The organism is Natronomonas sp. CBA1123 (assembly GCF_009741925.1).
In the GTDB taxonomy this organism is placed as follows: domain Archaea; phylum Halobacteriota; class Halobacteria; order Halobacteriales; family Haloarculaceae; genus Natronomonas.
On sequence record NZ_WPCC01000014.1, the window covers coordinates 34,435 to 53,439 of the forward strand.

Consider the following 19,005-nt stretch of genomic DNA (forward strand, 5'->3'; position numbering starts at 1 on the left):
CGTGACGCCGACCGAAATCGCCGTCATCATCTTCCTCGGCGGCGGGCTGTTCTTCACGCTCGTCGCCGCAGTCGGCGTCATCCGCCTGCCGGACATCTACTCCCGTGCCCACACTGCCAGTCAGGCCGACACTCTCGGTGCGGGCCTGACGCTCGTCGCCGTCGCACTCACGCTCGGACTGGAGATATCGACCCTCAAGACCGTGCTCCTGTTGGTGTTCATCTTCATCACGAACCCGACGGCCGCCCACGCGGTCGCCCGCGCCGCACACGAACAGGACATCGAACCCTGGAGGGAAGACCGATGATGGAGTACGTCGCCTACGCGTTGGTCATCTTCGTCATCCTGACAGGCATCGCGACGGCGCTGCTGCGGGACGTACTCGCGGCCATCATCGTCTTCGCCGCCTACAGCCTCGGGATGGCACTGCTGTACACGCTGCTGTTGGCGCCGGACGTGGGACTCACCGAAGCCGTCATCGGCGCCGGCGTGACGACTATCCTGTTGCTTTTGACCATCGTGAAGACGGTTCGACCGGGCGGCGAGCGGACTTTCGAGCGCTTGGACCCGCGAGCAGCGCTGGCCTGCGGCGCCCTCGCCGTCGTCTTCGGGTTGACGCTGCCCGACCTGCCGGCCGTCGGCGACCCGAACTCGCCGATTCTCAGTTACGACGCGGTCACCGGCCACTACCTCACACAGTCGTACGCCGAAACCGGCGTCGAGAACACCGTCACGGCCGTGCTGGCGGCCTACCGTGGGTTCGACACCTTCGGCGAGGCGACCGTCGTCTTCGCCGCCGGAGTGGCGGTTCTCGTCGTCCTGCGACGGGAGGTGTTCACATGAGCGACACGGACGAAGACAGCGAGATTCCGGAGGAGTCTCGGGAAAGCGAGACAGCCGAAGCCGAAGAGGAGACGTTCCCGGCACAACGGCGCGCCTACACCGAAAGCGAGGTCATCATGAGCACCGTCCGCGTCGTGACGCCGTTCGTGCTCACGTTCGGACTGTACATCACCTTCCACGGCGCCGATTCGCCGGGCGGCGGATTCCAGGGCGGCGCCTTGGTCGGCGTCGTCGTGTTGATGCTCGCCTTCGCCTTCGGCATCGACCCGACCCGCCGGTGGCTCGGCACGAAGGCGGTGACGCTCGTCGCGAGCCTCGGGTTGCTCGTCTTCGCCGCCATCGGCCTCGGAAGCGTCGTCCTGGGCGGTGCGTTCCTTGAGTACACGCGGTACCCGCTGGAAGACGCTGCCAAATACGGCATCGAAGCCGTCGAAATCGGCGGCATCGCGCTCATCGTCGCCGGCGTCATCATGGGGCTGTTCTTCCTGACGGCCGCCGGCCCCGGAGGTGACGTGGAATGATAGAGTTACTCGCCACTCGGTGGGCCTACGCGGCGTTCATCCTGCTGATGGTCACCGGGATTTACATGATGATAGCCAACGCCAACCTCGTCAAGAAGGTCATCGGGTTGAACCTGTTCCAGAGCGCAGTCTTCCTGTTTTTCATCGCCTCGGCGTACGTCGTCGACGGCTCCGTCCCCATCGTCCACTCGGAGGGCGGCGGGGGCCCCTACGTCAGTCCGCTGCCACACGTCATCGTCCTGACCGCCATCGTCGTCGGTGTCAGTCTCACCGCCGTCGCCTTGGCGCTCATCGTCCGCATCTACGGGGAGTACGGCACCCTCGACGAGGCCGTCCTCCGGGAGGTGTCCGATGACTGATATCGTCCTCCCGCTGCTCATCGCGGTGCCCATCGTCGCGGCCGTCGCGCCGCTACTGTTGAGCCTCTGGAGTACCGAAACCGGCTGGCCCGTCGCAACCGTCGCCGCCCTCATCGAGACCGGACTGGCCGCCGTACTGCTTCGGTCGGTGTATCTCGACGGGCGTCTCGTCCACGAGGTCGGCGGCTACCCCGCGCCGTACGGCATCGAGTTGGTCGGTGACGGCCTCTCGGCACCCATCGTCGCGCTCGTTGCCGTCGTCTCCCTCGGCGTCCTCGCCTTCGCCCGCAGCGCCGGCCCACGTCGCAACAGTTTCTACAGCGCCTACCTGCTGTGTGTCGGTGGCCTGATGGGCATCTCGATTACCGGCGACCTGTTCAACATGTTCGTCTTCCTCGAAATCACGGGCATCGCGACGTACGCACTCGTCGCCGCCGACCGCTCCGGGGAGTCGGCCATCGCGGCACTGAAGTACCTGCTGTTGGGAACGACCGGCGCCTCGCTGTTCCTCATCGGCGTCGGCTATGCGCTCATCTCGACGGGGACGCTCAACATGGTCGACCTCTCGGTGCGACTCGCGGAGATTTACACCACGCCGGGCGGCTCTCGCGTGGTCCTCGCGTCGTTCGGCTTCATCGCCGTCGGGCTGGGACTGAAAGCCGCCATCTTCCCGCTTCACACGTGGCAACCGGACGCGTACACCTACGCGCCAGATACGGTGACCGTCTTCATCGCCGCGTTGGCGTCGACGGTGTACGCCTACGCCCTCGGTCGGGTCGTGCTGACGGTGTTCACCGTCGACTTCTTCGATGCCGTGCCACTCGCACAGGACGGCTTGCTCGCGCTGGCGACGGTCAGCATCCTCGCCGGCAGCGCCCTCGCGGCCGTCCAATCGGAGGTCAAGCGGATGTTCGCCTACTCCTCGGTCGCACAGTTCGGCCTCGTCGTCGCCGCCTTCGCACTTGCGACGCCCGACTCGGTCCTCGGTGGCGTCATCCACCTCGTCGGCCACGGATTGATGAAGGGCGGCCTCTTCGCTGCGGCCGCCATCCTCGCGGCGCGACACGGCGCCCGGACGGTCGACGACTACGCCCGCCTCGGCTACCGCTCGCCGGTCGTCGCGGCCGCACTGGGCGTCCTCGGGTTCGCGCTCGTCGGCGTTCCGCCATCCATCGGCTTCCTCGGGAAGTGGTACGTCGCCCTGGGCGCGGTGCGTGCGGAAGCGTGGCCCGTCGCGGTCGTCGTCTTCCTCAGCACGCTGTTCACGCTGGTGTACGTCGCCCGCCTGCTCGAACGACTGTACTTCGCCGACCCCGGCACCGCAGCAACGCCGGCACCGGGTGAAGCCGTCACCGACGGTGGCGACGAGGATGAGACGGCCGACCGGGTCGACAGCCGCGTCCCCGACTCCGTCTCGGTCGGCATGGTCGCGGTCGTCGTTCTCACCGCGCTCGTCGTCGTCGCCCTCGGCTTCGCGACGAGTGGCTTCGAGACGCTTCTCGACCCCGTTCTCACCGAGGTGTTCTCCCAATGACTGAAGTCGTAGACCCACGGCCCATCGCGGCCGTCCTGATATCCGTCGTCGGAACGTTCGCCATCCTCGCGGCACACCGTCGCCCCAACGTCCGGGAAGGCGTGACGCTCGCCGTCGCGTTTGGGAAGTTCGGCATCATCGCCAGCATGATTCCCGGCGTCCTCGCCGGTGACGTCTACGTCTGGTCGCTGGGGTCGTTCGTCATCGACATTCCCTTCGAGTTGCGCGCGGACGCCTTGGGACTGCTGTTCGGGACGCTCGCGAGCTTGCTGTGGATAATCACGTCGCTGTACAGCATCGGCTACATGCGCGGACTGGGCGAACACAGCCAGACACGGTACTTCGCGTCGTTCGCGATGAGTCTCAGCGCCGCCGTCGGCATCGCCTTCGCCTCGAACCTGCTCGTGTTGTTCGTCTTCTACGAAGTGCTGACCGCGGCGACGTACCCGCTCGTCGCCCACGACGAAACCGAGGAGGCTCGCAAAGCCGGCCGGAAGTACCTCGCCTACACGTTCGGCGGCGGCGTCGCCGTGTTGGCCGGGACGGCCGCCGTCTACTGGCTGGCCGGCACCGTCGCGTTCACGCCGGGCGGCATCGACGCACTCGCGACCGCCGACCCGACGCTGGCACGGGGCGCGTTTGCCCTGCTCGCGGCCGGATTCGGCGTCAAGGCCGGTCTGATGCCGCTACACTCGTGGCTCCCCGACGCGATGGTCGCGCCGACGCCCGTCTCGGGACTGCTCCACGCCGTCGCCGTCGTCAAGTCGGGCGTCTTCGGCATCTCGCGGGTCGTCCTCGACGTGTACGGCCCCGAAGCCGTCGCGGACCTCGGGGTCGGCCTCGCCTTGGGATCGGTTGCCGCCATCACGCTCGTCGCCGCGAGCGTCATCGCACTCCGGAAAGACAACCTCAAGCGCCGACTGGCGTACTCGACGGTGAGTCAACTCTCCTACATCGTCCTCGGGTTGTCGATACTCCACCCCGACGCCATCACCGGCGGCTTGCTGCACATCCCCGCCCACGCGTTCATGAAACTCACCCTGTTCTTCTGTGCGGGCATCATCCACGTCGAAACCCACACCGACGACATCAGCGACATGGCCGGTATCGGCAAGCGGATGCCGCTGACGATGGCGGCCTTCGCCGTCGCCGCCGCGGGGATGGCCGGCATTCCGCTGGTCGCCGGCTTCGTCAGCAAGTTCTACCTGCTCGTCGGCACCGTCTCCGTCGGCAACTACGTCTTCGCCGGCGCGCTGTTGCTCTCGGGTATCCTCAACATCGCGTACTTCTGGCCGGTCGTCTATCAGGCGTTCTTCGAGAGCGAGGACGCCCACGACGCCAAACCGCTCGTCGAGAACCCCCTCGGCGGCGCGGGCCGTTCCTCGCTGGCACAGACGGACGGCGGCCGTCCCGAAGACGAGGACGACGAGGAAGACGACCTCGACGTCGACCCCGAGGAACTCGGTCGGCCGGACTTCAGCGGCAGTTCGGAAAAACGCGATTACAGCGAACCCGCACCGCTCGTCGACGGCGAGTACGCCGTCGACCAGAACCCCAGCGACCACACCGTCGACGAGGGGGACGAAGGCGACGACGCTGACGACCACACTCCTGAAGACCACCACGACACCGAGGAACATCACCACGAACACCACCACGGCGGCCCGCCGCCGAGCGGGTGGACCCGGAGCGGTTGGTTCGGCGGCGAGAGCACGTGGTTCATGCTCGGCCCCATCCTCGCGGCGATGACGGGGTCGGTCGTCCTCGGTCTCGTTCCGCACGCGGCGGTGTTCCTGCGACTCATCGACGGCATCGTCTCGGCGGTACTCGCGGGGGTGACGTTCTGATGATAGAGAGCATCCCGCCGTTCGTTCCGGTCCTCATCGCGGCCGTAATCGCCGCCGTCGCGCCACGAAAAGTCGGTCACGCAGTCGGGTTCCTCGCCACCGCCGGCGTCGCCGTCGGCGTCCTGTTGGTGCCCGAAGGTACGCTCATCGCGGGGCAGTTGTTCGGCTTCGAGACGGTGCTGTATGCGGTCGACGACTTCTCGCGGTTGATGGGGCTCATCTTCGGCCTCATCGGCGCCGCCGCGGTGCTGTATTCCTATTCGAGCGAGGCCGACGGCAAGCAGACCGCCGCCGCACTCGGCTACGTCGGAACGAGTCTCGGCGCCGTCTTCGCCGGCGACTGGCTGACGCTCGTGTTCTTCTGGGAGCTGATGGCCGTCACCAGCACCCTTCTGGTCTGGTACTACGGCGGCCGCGCCGTCCGGACGGGCTTCCGGTATGCACTTGCCCACGGCATCGGCGGCACGCTCGTCCTCGGTGCCGTCGTCTGGCAGTACGTCGAGGTCGGGTCGTTCCTCTTCGGCGCGGCCACCGGTGTCGTCGGCCCCGTCGCGCCAATCCTGATGGCCGTCGGCATCGGCGTCAACGTCGGCTTCATCGGCCTGCACACGTGGCTGCCGGACACCTATCCGAGCCCACACATCGCCGCCAGCGTCTTCCTCTGTGTGTACACGACGAAGACCGGGGTCTACGCGATGTTCCGGGCGTTCCCCGAGGGGAACCTCTGGATTGCCTACATGGGCGGGGCGATGGCCGTCTTCGGCGCCTCGATGGCGCTGCTACAGGAGGACATGCGCCGACTGCTGTCGTATCACATCATCTCGCAGGTCGGCTACATGGTCGCCGGCGTCGGCATCATGAGCGATTTGGCGACCGCCGGCGCCTTCGGCCACGTCTTCAACCACATCCTGTACAAGGCGCTGCTGTTCATGTCCATCGGCGTCGTCATCTACCGCACCGGCATCGAGGACATCACCGAGGTCGGCGGCCTCTGGAAGGTGATGCCCGTCACGTTCATCTCGTATCTGTTCGGCGCGGCCGCTATCTCGGGCGTTCCGGGCTTCAACGGCTTCGTCAGCAAGGGTATCGTCATCGCCGAGGCCCACTACAGCATGGACACCTTCGTCATCGGCTCGAAGAGCATGTTCCTCGGCGGCGAGGACCTGCTGTGGTGGATGCTCATCATCGGCGGCGTCGGGACGTTCATGTCGTTCATCAAGTTGGGCTACTACGTCTTCTTCCACGGCCCGGCGAGTATCGACCCCGACGACGCGAAAATCGGACAGGCCGCACCGATGCTGGCGGTCGGGAGCCTCTGTCTGGCCTTCGGGCTCCTGCCCGGCGTCCTCTTCGAACTCCTGCCGTACACCGACGTGGTGACGGCAGAGTACACCACCTACACCACCCCCCACGTCATCGAAGGTGTCGTCTTGGGCGTCGCCGGCTTCGTCGGCTTCTTCGCGCTGAAGAACGTCCTCTCGCGGCTGACGTGGATTCCCGATGTCGACCGCGTGCTCAACCCCGCCGTCTTCTACGGCGGCCGCGCGCTCGTCGTCGCCGTCACCGAGACGTGGGCAGCCGTCGACCGCGTCGCCGTCGCCGCCGCAAGCGGGGCACTCCGCGTCGGCAGCGACCCACAGCACTTCGCCTACACGACGGCGAAGCGACTGCCGGGCATCGAAGCCGATACCCGTCCGAACGGCGGCCGCCCGGAAACCATCGACCTTCAGGTGTCGATGGGAACCAGCGTCTTCCTCATCGTGATGACGCTGCTCGGCGCGCTCGCGGTGCTGTTGTTGTAGGGAGGGTCCCACCGATACCCAGTTATTTACCTATTCGAGCGGACATCCCGCCCGATGCCCTCCAAAATCGAAGACACACTGCTCAGCGAACCGTCCGGTCGATGGAACGCGGCGGTCATGTTCGCCGGGTCGCTCCTCTTTTCCGGTGCGTACGTGTATTTCGGGGTCTTGGGCGATTCCTCGACGGTCCACGAACTCTTCTTTGCGGTCGGATTGGCGCTGTCCGGAATCGCAGAATCCCTGCCGACGGAGCGACGACGGGCGGCAGGTGGCTTTCGAATCGCGTCGATGGCAGTGTTCGCGACACTGCTCGGTCTTCTGGCTTTTGCCCCCGAGGTAATCGTTGGCCCGTAGTAGGAGCAAAAAGCGGTGTATTCGACAGACGCGCCGTCGTCTACGGGCTCAGACGTTGACGGTCGCGGGGGAAGAGTACGGCCTCTCGAATGTTCGAGAGGTCCAGCATCGTCATGATGAGTCGCTCGGCGCCGAGACCCCAGCCGGCGTGGGGCGGCATGCCGTAATCGAACATCTTCGTGTAGTACTCGAAGGCCTCGGGGTCGAGCCCCTGCTGTTCGAACCCTTCGATGAGGTGGTCACGGCGGTGTTCACGCTGGCCGCCGGAGACGAGTTCCATCCGCGGGTGCATCATGTCGAAGCCCGTCGACAGTTCGCCGTCGTCGTGGTCCATGATGTAGAACGGCTTGATTTCGGCGGGCCAGTCGGTGATGAAGTAGTGGCCGCCCACGTCGTCGCCCAACGCCTTCTCGCCCTCGGTCGGGAGGTCGTCGCCCCACACCAACTGCTCGTCGAGTTCGCCGGTGGCGTTGATGCGCTCGATGGCTTCCTCGTAGCTCAGCCGCGGGAACGGCGTCTCAGGCGGTTCGAACTCCGCTTCGAGGTCCAGCGCTTCGAGTTGCCGCTGGCAGTTCTCCGCGACCGCCTCGTAGGCCGACACGACGACGGACTCACAGACGTCCATCGCGTCGTTGTGGTCACAGAAGGCGCCCTCGAAGTCGATGGAGGTCGCCTCGTTGAGGTGTCGGGGCGTGTTGTGCTCCTCGGCGCGGAAGATGGGGCCGATTTCGAAGACGCGTTCGAGGTTCGAACCGGCGACGAGCTGTTTGAACAGCTGTGGGCTCTGGTTCATGAACGCCTCCTGGCCGAAGTAGGTGATGGGGAACAGCTCGGTGCCGCCTTCCGTTCCCGTCGCGACGATTTTCGGCGTGTTGATTTCGGTGGCGTCGGCCTCGCGGAACGCCTCCCGGACCGCACGCATGACCTCGGCGCGAATCTCGAAGATGGCCTGTCCCTCCTCGCGGCGGAGGTCCAGCGTCCGGTTGTCGAGGCGCGTGGACAGTTCGGCGTCGACCTTCCCGGAGGGGTCCAGCGGTAGTTCCGTATCGGCCTCCGAAATTACCTCGACCGATTCGGGCGTGACCTCGACGCCGGTCGGCGCGCGAGGCTCCTCCTCGACGGCGCCGGTCACCGAAACGACCGACTCACGGGAGGCGCCGAGCCCCGTCTCCACGAGGTCGTCGTCCATCTCGTCTTTCTCGAACTTCACCTGAATCCGGCCGGAGGTGTCGCGCAGAATGAGGAACGCGATGCCACCGAGGTCCCGGATTTCATGGACCCAGCCGGCGACAGTGACCTCATCGCCGGGCTCGGCGTCCGCCGTGTACGTACGGTTCTCCATACCCGCGAGTGGGGCGGCCGACCCTTTAAGTCCCACTTTTCGACTCGCCCACGGAACGAGCCGTCCAGTGGTCGGTCACAACCCGGGCGGCCGTCCGTCTACAGCAGGTTCAGCGTCCGGGAGACCTGCCGTTCGGCGGTTCGCTGGATGAACGCCGGCTGTCGGACGGCCTCGTCGACGAGCGCCGTCGCCGGCGACGAACGGTCACCCTCGAAGAGGTGAGTCGTCTCCACGTCGGCAGCGATGTGACCGAGCAGTTGGAACATCGCCGAGTACCGAACCTGTCGGACCTGGTTGCCGGTCACGTCGAGGTCGCCGGTCAGAAGCGCCGACGCGACCGGGCGGCCGTCGACGATTTGCCGCCACGTGCTGTAAGGTGCGCTGACCTCGAATCCGACGTCGTGTTCTTCGGGACTGCCGACGACCTCGACGCCGGTGCAGTCACCACCCTCCAAACCGATATAGGCATAAAGCGTGCCGTCGGTGACGTTCTCTTCGAGTTGATAGAGGAGTTCCCGCACCTGTGCGGGCAACGACGGCCGCAGCGCCTCGCCGAACGTCTCCGGAGCGTCCGCGAGCGTCACGTCACCGATTCCCTCGCGAACGTCCTCCGGGATACCGGCGAGGGCCTGTTCGGGGAGTTCAGCGAGCGTCGTCTCTTCAAGCGGTAACTCGGAGATGACGAGCATGATGTCACCGTTGAAGCCGCGACCCCAGCTACCAGCGAGTTCATCGAGGGCATCGCTCTCGTCGAGCAGGCGTCCGTATTCGTCCAACCACTGTTCCGTGGGATACAGAGTCATGACCAACAGTACCACATACACGTTCACCTACATAATAAATACACGGTTATACCGAGATGTGAGGCAAAACCCGGGTCCGACCACACACCGACTCCAAAGATACGGGGAGTCCGGTCAGTCGATGGTCTCCTCGACGAGACGGGCGTATCCTCGGCGAAGCCGTTCGGACACCGCCTGATTGGAGACGCCGAGTTCCGCCGCGAGGTCGGTCGTCGTCGCCGAGCGTGGAACGTCGAAGTACCCCAGTTCGTGGGCGAGTTCGAGCGTTTCCCGCTGTTCCTCGGTGAGCGCCCGAGCGCCGTCGTCCCGCTGTGTCGACCCGTAAATCCGTTCGAGACGAAACTCGACGCCGTTGTCCTCGAGGTACTGTCGGTACGCCGACAGCGCCTCGCGGTCGGGAAACCGCGTCCGTGCGTGCCACCACCCGTCGGCGTAGCGGGCTTCCAGCCGCTCGGCGCCCAGCTCGACCCACGCCGGATACAGCGCCACCCCGATTCGGTCGGTCGTGGTGATGCGATACAGTCGGTCGCCGTCGACCTCGCTCAACACCCCGAACTCGCCGACCGTCGGGTCCGATTCCAGCGCCGCATCGAACGCCGCACCGTCGGCGATGGTCGCCCAGACGAACAGAATCGGCTTCGTCGGTTCGGTCGCGTACGACCGCTCGACGTCGAGTTCGACCTCGGAGACGGTACCGAGAGTCTCCCCCAACGCGAGTTCGTCGGACCGGACCGCGTACTCGGCGATGACGCTCATCGATACAGGCCGTTTTGCCGCAAAGATGATAAGTCCGTTCGTGACCCGTCGAAGACACGACTGCGAGAAGACGGACGCTTCAAGCGCCGTCGCTCCGTTCGGCGCTACCGTCTTTGGCCCCCCGAACGGTCTCCCGAACCGCGTCGACGCCCTCGTCGTGGACCAAATCGCCGACGATGACGGTGTCGGCACACTGCCCCATCTCGTAGGCGGCGTCGTAGTCGCCGACGCCACCGCCGTAGAACACCGTCGCATCCTCGACTGCCTCGGTCGCCGCCTGGACGATATCAGGGTCGCCGAGCGTCCCCGAATACTCGATGTAGATGATTTCCTGTCCGAACATCTGCTCGGCGACTTCGGCGTAGGCCGCCACCTCGGAGGCGTCGAGATTGCAATCCGCCTCGGTGTACTCGGCGACCGAGGAGTCGGGGTTGAGAACGATGTACGCCTCGGTGAACGTGCGGTCCCAATCGATATCGGCATCGAGGCGAGCCCACTCCTTGTGGGCCCCGGTCGTCCAGAACACGTCACCCGCGTTCAACACGATGGGGATGAAGTAGCCGTCGAGTCCCTCGCGGTGGACGACCGACCCGACGTTCGACGGTTCGATGTAGACGGGAATGTCGTAGGCCGCGGTCGCCTCGACGACGCGAGCCATCTTCTCTTCGGTCATCCCTGTCGTCCCGCCGATTTCGATGGCGTCGGTCCCGGTCGCACACACGTCCTCGAACGTCTCGCCGTCCACGAGCGTCTTGTCGGGGTCGAGTTTGACGATGTGGTCCCAGTTCGCCCAAGGCGCGCTCATACCCTCTCGAAACCCGCGGGCGGCTAAAAACACCTCGCTTTACTCGGCGGACGCCGCCGGTGAGAATTACGGCAGTCCGGACGACTCCGGTGCGACTGTCAGGTTCCGCGTGAACCGCATCCGGTCGGTCTGGTACGTCATCTCGACGGAGGTGTCGTAGACGGCTGTTGTTGTGTAGGGACCATCAGGGGTTGGGCTAGACCGATAAACGTCGTCGTCACACGACCCGAGAACTCCCGTCCAACATGTTAATGAATCTAGTAAGTCTCCGATAAAATCATCATACTCATCTTCAATTTTGTTTTGGAAGTCGTCTTCATGCTCACCTATAATAATCTGATATGTTCCCTGAGCATTATTACCACCGACAAAGTACATATCGTGTTTACCGATCTCTTCGGTGAAAGAGAGTTCCGAACACGCTTGTGTATCTTGACCGCTGACCAATTCATTTTTTCCGAACCGGATGCTTGCTTGGGTGCCACTAATTTGACAGACTCCAACCACATCTTCCGAACCATCATCCTCAGTGATGACAGCGGTGACCTTGTTGTCTGCCTCAACTAAATAGACACGCCAGACAGAGGAACCATCATCAAACTGGACCCAGAATACATCATTCCCCGTTAATATAGTACTCAAGAGATTGGTCAAATCGTCCAGAAGGCCACCGTCAACCGTCTTAAGACTGTCTTTTTCCACAGTCATGTTGAATGCCCGAGTATTTGCATCAGGAACCACGAGCCAACTCGTCCGACCAGTTATTCCAAATGGGTCAAGTGTCGTATCTATTAACTCTTGGTCCAAATCATTACCAGCAGGCATGAAGTCATTCGTATCCGACTGAATTACGCGCGTCCCGTTCTGCATCGCCGCCACCTCGGAGGAGGCAAACCGCCCGTTTTGGACGCTCGACGCCACCTGGTGTTGGTCCCACGTCGAGACGTTCTGTCTAATCGCCGACCGGCGCTCGACGTAACTGGCGGTGTCGCTGTTGTAGTTCGCCTCCCGCATCGACCGGGTGAGGCGTTCGGTCGTCGGGGGGTCGTCCGCGAGCGCCTGTGAGGAGCCCTCGACCTCCCGCGACGAGAGGTTCTCCGTGTAGATGGCGCCGTTGACCACGAGGGCGAGGCCGACCAGAAGCACCGCTATCAGCAGTCCCGCAATGAGTATCATCTGCCCTCGTTCCTCGCGTATCGATTCCCACATACCCCGTTCTCGCATATGTTGACAACGAGCACCAATAAGTTCGTGGCCTGTATCGACCGCTGAATCGACCGCTCAGTCCGCTGCGACGCCGGCGTTGGCCTGGGCCTGCCACTCCCGAACCCGGTCGGCGGAGACGCCCTGTACCTCTCCCGCGACGACCTCGGCGTCGGCACCCCGGAGGTCCTCCAGCGACTCGATGCCCGCTTCGGCGAGTTTTGCGGCGGTCTTCTCGCCGATTCCGTCGAGGTCCTCGACGGCCGACACCGCCTGTCGCTCCTGATACTCCTCGAAGTTGCAGATGGGACAGCCCAACTCCCAGGGGTCGTCGTCGTCCTCGCCGTCGACGATGTGGAGATGCGGCAGGCCGTGTTCCTCACACTGTTCGTCGGTGACGACGATGTCGCCACGCCGGGGCAGCGGCAACGAGTACTCACACTCCGGATACCGGGTACACCCCACGAGGCGGGACCCCGAGCGGAGTTGCTTGATGGCGAGTTCGCCGCCGTGTTCCTCGCCACACTCGGGACACGGACCGATTATCTCGTCGTCGGCTTCCTCGGCTTCCTCGGCCTTACACCGCGGACAGCCGTGGACGAACGTGTTGCGACCGGCGAGCATCTTCACGTGACGGAGGTCGTGTTCCTCACAGCGTTCGTCGAGGACGGTCGGCTCGCCCTGGCTCGGCAGCGGGAGGGTGTAGCGACACTCCGGGAAGCCGTCACAGCCGACGAAGTACGACCCCCGACGGGACCGCCGAACCAGGAGGTCCTCACCGCACTCCGGACACGGCCCGAGCGTCCGGTCGGCCTTCATCGACTCCCGGAGGTGTTCGCCGATTTCCTCCCGGGAGTCGTGGAGTTCCTCGAAAATCGTCGCCAGCATCTCGCGGGATTCGGCGGTCACCTCGTCGTAGTTCTTCTCGCCCTCGGCGATGGCCCGCATGTCGTCTTCGAGTTGGGCGGTCATCTCCTCGTCGACGATGCGGTCGGCGAACTCCTCGGCGGCCTCGACGACGGCCATCGCGAGTTTGGTCGGTCGTGGTGGGTCGCCCTCGATGTAACCGCGGTCGTACAGTTTCTGGAGGGTGTTGTGGCGGGTGGCTTTCGTCCCCAAGCCGAGGCCCTCCATCGTCTCGATGAGCCGCGACTGGCCGCGACGGCGGGGCGGTTGGGTCTGTTTGGCCTCGATGCGAGCGTCCTCGATGTCGAGAACTTCGCCCTCCTCGACGTCGGGGACGTAGTTCTCGCTCGTCGAGCCGTAGGGGTACACCTCGTGGTAGCCGGCCTCGACGAGGCGCTTGCCGTTGGCCTTCAGCAGACAGCCGTTGGCGTCGGCGACGACCTTGAGATGTTCCCATTCGGCGGCGTCGGCAACGGTTGCGAAGAACCGTCGGACGACGAGCTCGTACACGTCCCACTCGTCGTCCGAGAGGTCCTGCTTTCCGGGAATCTCGCCGGTCGGATGGATGGGCGGGTGGTCGGTCGTCTCCTCGTCGCCCGCCGTCGGTTCGATGTCGCCGGCATCGAGCAGCGACTGGGCGTCCTCCGAGAAGGGATGGTGGCCGACGAACGACTCCAGGAGGTCGGAAGGCTCGAGGTCGTCGGGGTAGACGGTGTTGTCCGTCCGCGGATAAGTGATGTAGCCGGCGGTGTACAGTTCCTCGGCGACGCTCATCGCCTTCTGGGCGGAGAGGCCGATAGAGCCGGCGGCACGGATGTACTGAGTGGTGTTGAACGGCTCGGGCGGGTCGTCGCTGCGGCGGCGGCGGTTGACCGACTCGACGATGGCCTCCCGCGCCCCCTGCAGTTGCTCGAAGGCCGCCTCGGCGTCGCTTTCGTCCCAGACGCGCTCGTTTTCGGTGCCGTCCTCTCGGTAGAAATACTGGGCTTCGAAGCGTTCCTCGCTCTTCAGGAGGTCGGCGAACAGCTCCCAGTAGTCGTCGGGGTCGAACGCCTGAATCTCGCGTTCGCGGTCGACGATGAGTTTCAGCGTCGGCGACTGCACCCGGCCGACGGAGATGAAGTCCTCGCCCAACTGCTTGGCCGAAAGCGAGAGGAATCGAGTGAGTGCGGCGCCCCACAGTAGGTCGACGACCTGTCGGGCCTCCCCCGCGGCCGCGAGGTCGAAATCGAGGTCGTCGGGGTCGGCGAAGGCGCTTTTCACCTCGTTTTCGGTAATCGAGGAGAACCGGACCCGGGAGATGGGCACGTCGGCGACCTCCTCGATGAGTTCGTAGGCCTCCTTGCCGATGAGTTCGCCCTCACGGTCGTAGTCAGTGGCGATGACCGCTTCGTCGCACTCCTCGGCCAGCGATTGCAGCGTCCGGACGATGTTCTCCTGTGTCGGCGTCTTGACCACGTCGCGTCGACCAACTCCGCCGGTTGAACGTCACGCCAGTCGGCGTACTCGGCGGGGAAGTCGACGCCGACGACGTGGCCGGAGAGGCCGACACAGCGCTTGTCGCCCCAGCGATAGACGTTGACGCCGTTTCGGCGCTCGGCGGACGCGCCGCCGTCGGAGAGGATGTCGGCGATACGCCGTGCGGCGTTGTCCTTTTCGGTGACGATGAGTTCCACGAGTACCTCGGGGTACGCCGACTCGGGGTTTCAACCTTTCGTCGTAACAGCCATAAAACCGCATTAGGGGGCGCCTGCGGGCGTCTGAGCGCGTGCGCGGCGCGCCTCACGCACGCGAGTGGAGTCCGAGTGGGTCGCTTTCCGGACCGGCACCCTCTTGCTCGCGTAGTCCCGACGAGCGCACATGGAGGAGTCCACCGCACGGAAACTCCGTTTCGGTACGCTGCAGGTCGTCGGCGCCGTCGCAGTCATCCACCTCGTCGTCGGCGTCGCCGAGCTGGCACGCCTCGGCCGGGCCGGTCTGCTCGGACAGTACTTCGCGGGCGAGCAGGCGCTGTCCCAGCCGGAACCGTGGCTGTTCACGCTGGCGGCACTCGCCATCCTCGCAGGTATCCTCGCCACGTCCGCCGGCGCCCTCGACTACCGTCGGGCGTACGTCCTCGGCATCGGCGTGATGGTCGTCTTCGTCGTCGGGTGGCTGGCGTGGCACTCCGTCCTCGAACACGGCCTCTCCGGCGCCGGCGAGGTGGCTTCGGCCGACCACAGCCACGGAGGACTCGGCGAAGTCGTCTCGTCTCACTACATCGACCCGCTCGTCGGTATGTTCACCGGCGCGGACCAACCCGGACAGGTGACGCTGGCCGTCGTCTCGAAGACGCTGGAAGTCGTCGCTGCGGTGCTGTTGGGAGTGCTGTTGGCGCTCGACCCGCGCGTCGATGACCCCGACAACCCCGTCGCGAGGATGGGAGAAAACGTCGACAACGCCGAAAGCGACTGAGCGTCCACCGAACCCGAAGCGTCGTCAGTCGTCGGCCGGGGCTCCCGTCCCCACTGCACCGGCGTTTGCTCGCTCGACAGTGTCTTGGTTATCGGCGACCCACCGCAGGAGGATGTACGCGAAGACGTATTTTGCGAGCACGTCGAGTGCCGAATAGCCCCACGACGTGACGCCGACCGACTGGACGAGTGCGAACCCTTCGACGCCGACCGCCCAGATTATCGGATAGCCGAGCCAGAGGACGACCGTCAGCGTCCGGAGCGTCCCGAATATGTCGTCGGTGCCGGCGGCTTCGGCGGCCGCCGGCCACTCCGCCAACAGGGCGTAGAGAACGACGACGAAGAAGCTACAGCTGACGAGGTAGAACGCCCACCGGAAGGCGTACGAGGAGGTGGTCAGCGCCGCCGCGAGCCCGGTGAGACACATCCCGATGTCGGCGGCGATGACGACGAGCAAATCACTGCGGTCGACGTCGGCCAACAGCCCCAACGCGAGTAGAATCAACGGCGTCGACAGCGCCCACGTCAGATACCGACCCCACTGGCTGAGGACCATTTCACCTTCGAGCGCGTGGCCAGGTGGCATCTCGATGAGTCCGACCGTCAGCCCCGAGAGCAAACCCAGATAGCTCGACAGCGACACCAGCGGTATCAAAAGCGTCGCCCCCCAGATGAGTTTCGCCCGTGGCGACTGGACGCTCCGACCCATATACACAAACAGCAGGACGGACAGTCCGGCCAACGCGACGTTCACCCACAGTGACGCACTCAGTAGCGCGTCGTTTCGAATCCGGCCGAGCAGTTCCGCCTGCGACGTTTGAAGCAGGAGCGCGTCCGCCAGTACGGCCCCCTCGGTAAGTGCTGACTCGAACATCAGCATAGTACTACGTCGCGCAGGGTGTTCAAACCGGTACCCAACCAGTAGGGAAACCCCTCGTCAGTAGTGGTGGTACTCGACCGAGTACCACGACCACGACCCGTCGGTGTAGTCGTCAACGTAGCCGCTGTCGGAGAGCGAAGAGAGGTCGCCGATGTACGACCCCATCGCGGTGTCGGCCGGGTACCACACCATTCCACTCGAATCCGTCTCGTAGTTGAACCAGCCCGTCGAGTACCCCTGACTGCCGTAGAAATCGCCGAGGTCGTTGGCGATTATCGCGGTGTCTTCGCCCTCGTCTGCGAGGTACACCTCCGGGAGCATGTGTCGGCTCCCGTCGGGCGCTTCGACGGTCGCCAGCCGTGTCGTCGCGCCGATGGCTTCCAGTAGCGAGGCGACGAGGACGGCTTGGCAGTCACAGTCGCCAGCACCCGTCTCCAAGGTTTCCTCGGGCGGGGCGATGTAGTTCCGCGAACGCGGGTCGGGGACGTAGTTGATGGTCTCGTTGACGTGGTGGTGAATCGCCGCCGCTTGGTGATACGAGAAGTCGCTGCCCGCCGAGGTGTAGTCGCTGGCCACAGAGACCGCAGTCGAACGAACCGCCATCGGGTCGACGCGTTGACCGGGATTCATCAGTTTTCGGCGAGTGACTCCCGAAGCAGTTCGTTGACCGTACCGGGGTCGGCGCTGCCGCCCGTCTCCTGCATCACCTGCCCGACGAGGAAGTTGAGCGCGCCGTCCTCGCCGGCGTGGTAGTCCTCGACGGCGTCGGGGTTGGCCTCGATGGCGGACTCCACGGCCGACTCGACGGCACCTTCGTCGGTCTTGCCGAGGCCTTCCTCCTCGACGATGTCGTCCGGCGTGAGTTCGTCGTCGAGCATTCGCCGGAGAACGATTTCCTCGGCGTTTTTCGTCGTGATTTCGTCGTCGTCGACCAAATCGACGAGACGCGCGAACTCGTCGAGGCGACCCTCGATGTCGGTAATCGACATGTCGCGGTAGTTCAACTCGCCGAGAAGGTTGTCGGCGACCCACGTCGCCGCCAGTCCGGCGTCGAACGTCTCGGCGATGCGCTCGTAGAAGTCCGCGACCTGTTTCGTGGAGGTGAGTTTCGAGGCCGATTCGGCATCGAGGCCGTACTCCGCTTGGAACCGCTCGCGGCGGGCGTCGGGCAGTTCCGGGATGTCGATTTTCGCCTTCCAGTCGGAGACGCGCAGCGGCGGCAAGTCAGCCTCCCGGAAGTAGCGGTAGTCCTTCTCCTCTTCCTTCGAACGCATCGAGACGGTGATGCCGCGGGACTCGTCCCAGTGGCGCGTCTCCTGTTGGATTTCGCGGCCGCGCTGGATGGCGTTTTTCTGGCGAGTCTCCTCGTAGGCGAGTGCCTTCTCGGCGCCTTTGTGACTGGAGATGTTCTTAACCTCGGTGCGGTTGGCCGATTCGAGTACGTCGGTCGAAATCGCGCCGTCGTCGTCCACCTCACTCGCGTCGACGATAGAGAGGTTGGCGTCGACGCGGAGACTGCCGTCCCGTGTGGCGTCGAAGACGCCGAGATATTCGAGCACTTCCGTGAGTTTCGCGAGGAACGCTCGGGCCTCCTCGGCGCCGCGGAAGTCAGGGGCGGTGACGATTTCCATCAGCGGCGTCCCGGCGCGGTTGTAGTCGACGAGCGTGTACTCGGCGGTGTCGATGGAGCCCCCGGCGTGTTGAAGACTGCCGGGGTCCTCCTCGAGGTGAGCGCGTTCGATGCGGACGCTCCGGCGCTCGCCTTCGACGGAGAATTCGAGTTCGCCGCCGTCACACACCGGCGCGTCGTACTGCGTTATCTGGAAGTTCTTCGGCAGGTCGGGGTAGTAGTAGTTCTTCCGGTGGAACCGGGTTTCCTCGGGGATGTCCGAATCGAGCGCCTTCCCCACCTTCACGGCGGCCTCGACGGCCCCCTCGTTGAGCACCGGAAGCGCTCCCGGCAGCCCCAGACAGACGGGACAGGTCCGGGTGTTCGGCTCCTCGTCGGCGGCGGCGTCGGTCGAACAGCCACAGAAAATCTTCGTGTCCGTCTCGAGTTGGACGTGAACCTCCAGCCCGATGACGGCCGTCAGGTCACGTTGCTCGGCGGTCTGTGCGGTCATTGGGTGTACGTACTCGCGGGGATGCATTAGGCTAACGAACGGATGCGGGAAGCAGACTACCGAACGGAGGTGGGTCGCCCGCGCGACGTATCAGAACTGTTGTCAATGTCTGACGCACCTTTATACGTCCGGGGGCGCCCAATGGAGGTATGTCCGGGAACCGAGTGGAGGAACTCGAGGCCAAGGTGCGTGATTTGGAAGCGACCATCGACGGGCTGACCGACGAGTTGGTCGAAACCAAGGAGCGACTCCACGCCGTCGAGAGCGAAGTCAACATCGAAAACGACGTGCTCGAGGGTCGGATGACCCGAGCCGAAGCACAGGAGCAGACGCCCGAGCAGGAGACCGAGGACGCGGCCGACGACGGGGAAGCGTCGGCCGACGAGGTTAACAGCGAGGAGGCCGACGGGGAGGACAACGCGGACTCCGAGTCCGGCGACGACATCATCGTCGCCTGATTCGGGGACGCCACGA

The 19,005-nt window shown here is 64.7% G+C and carries 18 protein-coding genes and 1 pseudogene; 10 read left to right on the top strand and 9 right to left on the bottom strand.

Features of this window, described 5'->3' with window-relative positions; genetic code table 11:
• The first annotated feature begins 1 nt into the window (after window position 1).
• Genes mnhG through GJ631_RS08605 form a run of 8 tightly spaced genes read left to right on the top strand, consistent with a single transcriptional unit; the run spans window position 2 to window position 7,260 of the window.
• Complete coding sequence (gene mnhG, locus GJ631_RS08570; RefSeq protein WP_178916312.1) at window positions 2–307, top strand: monovalent cation/H(+) antiporter subunit G; 306 nt, start codon at window positions 2–4, stop codon at window positions 305–307.
• Window positions 307–843, top strand: coding sequence for a DUF4040 domain-containing protein (locus tag GJ631_RS08575; RefSeq protein ID WP_156708752.1), 537 nt, complete (start codon window positions 307–309; stop codon window positions 841–843). The genes mnhG and GJ631_RS08575 overlap by 1 nt, the downstream gene beginning before the upstream one ends.
• Window positions 840–1,364, top strand: a complete 525-nt coding sequence (locus GJ631_RS08580) for an MnhB domain-containing protein (RefSeq protein ID WP_156708753.1) — start codon at window positions 840–842, stop codon at window positions 1,362–1,364. The genes GJ631_RS08575 and GJ631_RS08580 overlap by 4 nt, the downstream gene beginning before the upstream one ends.
• The gene (locus GJ631_RS08585; RefSeq protein WP_156708754.1) at window positions 1,361–1,723 is read left to right on the top strand and encodes a cation:proton antiporter subunit C; all 363 of its coding nucleotides are present in this window, start codon (window positions 1,361–1,363) and stop codon (window positions 1,721–1,723) included. Before GJ631_RS08580 ends, GJ631_RS08585 begins: the two co-directional genes overlap by 4 nt.
• Window positions 1,716–3,257 carry a monovalent cation/H+ antiporter subunit D family protein gene (locus GJ631_RS08590; RefSeq protein WP_156708755.1) on the top strand — a complete coding sequence of 514 codons (1,542 nt, stop codon included), beginning with the start codon at window positions 1,716–1,718 and terminating at the stop codon, window positions 3,255–3,257. Before GJ631_RS08585 ends, GJ631_RS08590 begins: the two co-directional genes overlap by 8 nt.
• Entirely contained in the window at window positions 3,254–5,104 is a 1,851-nt protein-coding gene (locus GJ631_RS08595; RefSeq protein WP_156708756.1) for a cation:proton antiporter, read from the top strand. The genes GJ631_RS08590 and GJ631_RS08595 overlap by 4 nt, the downstream gene beginning before the upstream one ends.
• Window positions 5,104–6,906, top strand: coding sequence for a Na(+)/H(+) antiporter subunit D (locus tag GJ631_RS08600; protein WP_156708757.1), 1,803 nt, complete (start codon window positions 5,104–5,106; stop codon window positions 6,904–6,906). Before GJ631_RS08595 ends, GJ631_RS08600 begins: the two co-directional genes overlap by 1 nt.
• Before the next feature lie 54 nt (window positions 6,907–6,960).
• Window positions 6,961–7,260, top strand: a complete 300-nt coding sequence (locus tag GJ631_RS08605) for a hypothetical protein (protein ID WP_156708758.1) — start codon at window positions 6,961–6,963, stop codon at window positions 7,258–7,260.
• Between the two features lie 40 nt (window positions 7,261–7,300).
• Here GJ631_RS08605 and aspS read toward each other — a convergent pair whose 3' ends face one another.
• The 6 genes and pseudogenes from aspS to GJ631_RS08635 all read right to left on the bottom strand — a co-directional run bounded on the left by aspS (window position 7,301) and on the right by GJ631_RS08635 (window position 14,751).
• Window positions 7,301–8,602: an aspartate--tRNA(Asn) ligase gene (gene aspS / locus GJ631_RS08610; RefSeq protein WP_156708759.1), complete on the bottom strand. Its 1,302-nt coding sequence runs from the start codon at window positions 8,600–8,602 to the stop codon at window positions 7,301–7,303.
• A 98-nt stretch (window positions 8,603–8,700) separates the two neighbouring features.
• On the bottom strand, window positions 8,701–9,405 hold the full coding sequence (locus tag GJ631_RS08615) for a sterol carrier protein (protein ID WP_197424916.1): 705 nt from the start codon (window positions 9,403–9,405) through the stop codon (window positions 8,701–8,703).
• Window positions 9,406–9,519: 114 nt separating this feature from the next.
• On the bottom strand, window positions 9,520–10,161 hold the full coding sequence (locus GJ631_RS08620) for a helix-turn-helix domain-containing protein (RefSeq protein WP_156708760.1): 642 nt from the start codon (window positions 10,159–10,161) through the stop codon (window positions 9,520–9,522).
• Window positions 10,162–10,240: 79 nt separating this feature from the next.
• Window positions 10,241–10,966, bottom strand: a complete 726-nt coding sequence (locus GJ631_RS08625) for a phosphoglycerol geranylgeranyltransferase (RefSeq protein WP_156708761.1) — start codon at window positions 10,964–10,966, stop codon at window positions 10,241–10,243.
• A 66-nt stretch (window positions 10,967–11,032) separates the two neighbouring features.
• Entirely contained in the window at window positions 11,033–12,142 is a 1,110-nt protein-coding gene (locus tag GJ631_RS08630; protein WP_156708762.1) for a hypothetical protein, read from the bottom strand.
• Window positions 12,143–12,247: 105 nt separating this feature from the next.
• A pseudogene (locus GJ631_RS08635) lies at window positions 12,248–14,751 on the bottom strand (DNA topoisomerase I).
• Between the two features lie 184 nt (window positions 14,752–14,935).
• Between GJ631_RS08635 and GJ631_RS08640 the strand changes: the two are divergent.
• Window positions 14,936–15,529, top strand: coding sequence for a hypothetical protein (locus tag GJ631_RS08640; RefSeq protein ID WP_156708763.1), 594 nt, complete (start codon window positions 14,936–14,938; stop codon window positions 15,527–15,529).
• A 24-nt stretch (window positions 15,530–15,553) separates the two neighbouring features.
• Here GJ631_RS08640 and GJ631_RS08645 read toward each other — a convergent pair whose 3' ends face one another.
• From GJ631_RS08645 to gatB, 3 genes are read right to left on the bottom strand one after another with little or no spacing between them, the layout of a single operon-like run.
• Window positions 15,554–16,408, bottom strand: a complete 855-nt coding sequence (locus tag GJ631_RS08645) for a bacteriorhodopsin (protein WP_370518606.1) — start codon at window positions 16,406–16,408, stop codon at window positions 15,554–15,556.
• 57 nt (window positions 16,409–16,465) lie between these two features.
• Window positions 16,466–17,038, bottom strand: a complete 573-nt coding sequence (locus tag GJ631_RS08650) for a transglutaminase-like domain-containing protein (RefSeq protein WP_156708765.1) — start codon at window positions 17,036–17,038, stop codon at window positions 16,466–16,468.
• Window positions 17,038–18,531: an Asp-tRNA(Asn)/Glu-tRNA(Gln) amidotransferase subunit GatB gene (gene gatB / locus GJ631_RS08655; RefSeq protein ID WP_156708766.1), complete on the bottom strand. Its 1,494-nt coding sequence runs from the start codon at window positions 18,529–18,531 to the stop codon at window positions 17,038–17,040. The genes GJ631_RS08650 and gatB overlap by 1 nt, the downstream gene beginning before the upstream one ends.
• Window positions 18,532–18,680: 149 nt before the next feature.
• On the opposite strand from gatB, the gene GJ631_RS08660 reads away from it, so the two are divergent.
• Window positions 18,681–18,989 carry a hypothetical protein gene (locus tag GJ631_RS08660; protein ID WP_156708767.1) on the top strand — a complete coding sequence of 103 codons (309 nt, stop codon included), beginning with the start codon at window positions 18,681–18,683 and terminating at the stop codon, window positions 18,987–18,989.
• Window positions 18,990–19,005: the final 16 nt, after the last annotated feature.

What these genes read in the sequence shown, in the direction of transcription:
- GJ631_RS08600 (WP_156708757.1), top strand. Translation starts at nt 5,104, where the DNA reads ATGATAGAGAGCATCCCGCCGTTCGTTCCGGTCCTCATCGCGGCCGTA.
- GJ631_RS08620 (WP_156708760.1), bottom strand. Translation starts at nt 10,161, where the DNA reads ATGAGCGTCATCGCCGAGTACGCGGTCCGGTCCGACGAACTCGCGTTG.
- GJ631_RS08625 (WP_156708761.1), bottom strand. Translation starts at nt 10,966, where the DNA reads ATGAGCGCGCCTTGGGCGAACTGGGACCACATCGTCAAACTCGACCCC.
- GJ631_RS08575 (WP_156708752.1), top strand. Translation starts at nt 307, where the DNA reads ATGGAGTACGTCGCCTACGCGTTGGTCATCTTCGTCATCCTGACAGGC.
- aspS (WP_156708759.1), bottom strand. Translation starts at nt 8,602, where the DNA reads ATGGAGAACCGTACGTACACGGCGGACGCCGAGCCCGGCGATGAGGTC.
- GJ631_RS08650 (WP_156708765.1), bottom strand. Translation starts at nt 17,038, where the DNA reads ATGAATCCCGGTCAACGCGTCGACCCGATGGCGGTTCGTTCGACTGCG.
- GJ631_RS08660 (WP_156708767.1), top strand. Translation starts at nt 18,681, where the DNA reads ATGTCCGGGAACCGAGTGGAGGAACTCGAGGCCAAGGTGCGTGATTTG.
- GJ631_RS08640 (WP_156708763.1), top strand. Translation starts at nt 14,936, where the DNA reads ATGGAGGAGTCCACCGCACGGAAACTCCGTTTCGGTACGCTGCAGGTC.
- GJ631_RS08595 (WP_156708756.1), top strand. Translation starts at nt 3,254, where the DNA reads ATGACTGAAGTCGTAGACCCACGGCCCATCGCGGCCGTCCTGATATCC.
- GJ631_RS08645 (WP_370518606.1), bottom strand. Translation starts at nt 16,408, where the DNA reads ATGCTGATGTTCGAGTCAGCACTTACCGAGGGGGCCGTACTGGCGGAC.
- GJ631_RS08630 (WP_156708762.1), bottom strand. Translation starts at nt 12,142, where the DNA reads ATGATACTCATTGCGGGACTGCTGATAGCGGTGCTTCTGGTCGGCCTC.
- GJ631_RS08590 (WP_156708755.1), top strand. Translation starts at nt 1,716, where the DNA reads ATGACTGATATCGTCCTCCCGCTGCTCATCGCGGTGCCCATCGTCGCG.
- GJ631_RS08585 (WP_156708754.1), top strand. Translation starts at nt 1,361, where the DNA reads ATGATAGAGTTACTCGCCACTCGGTGGGCCTACGCGGCGTTCATCCTG.
- GJ631_RS08605 (WP_156708758.1), top strand. Translation starts at nt 6,961, where the DNA reads ATGCCCTCCAAAATCGAAGACACACTGCTCAGCGAACCGTCCGGTCGA.
- GJ631_RS08615 (WP_197424916.1), bottom strand. Translation starts at nt 9,405, where the DNA reads ATGACTCTGTATCCCACGGAACAGTGGTTGGACGAATACGGACGCCTG.
- GJ631_RS08580 (WP_156708753.1), top strand. Translation starts at nt 840, where the DNA reads ATGAGCGACACGGACGAAGACAGCGAGATTCCGGAGGAGTCTCGGGAA.
- gatB (WP_156708766.1), bottom strand. Translation starts at nt 18,531, where the DNA reads ATGACCGCACAGACCGCCGAGCAACGTGACCTGACGGCCGTCATCGGG.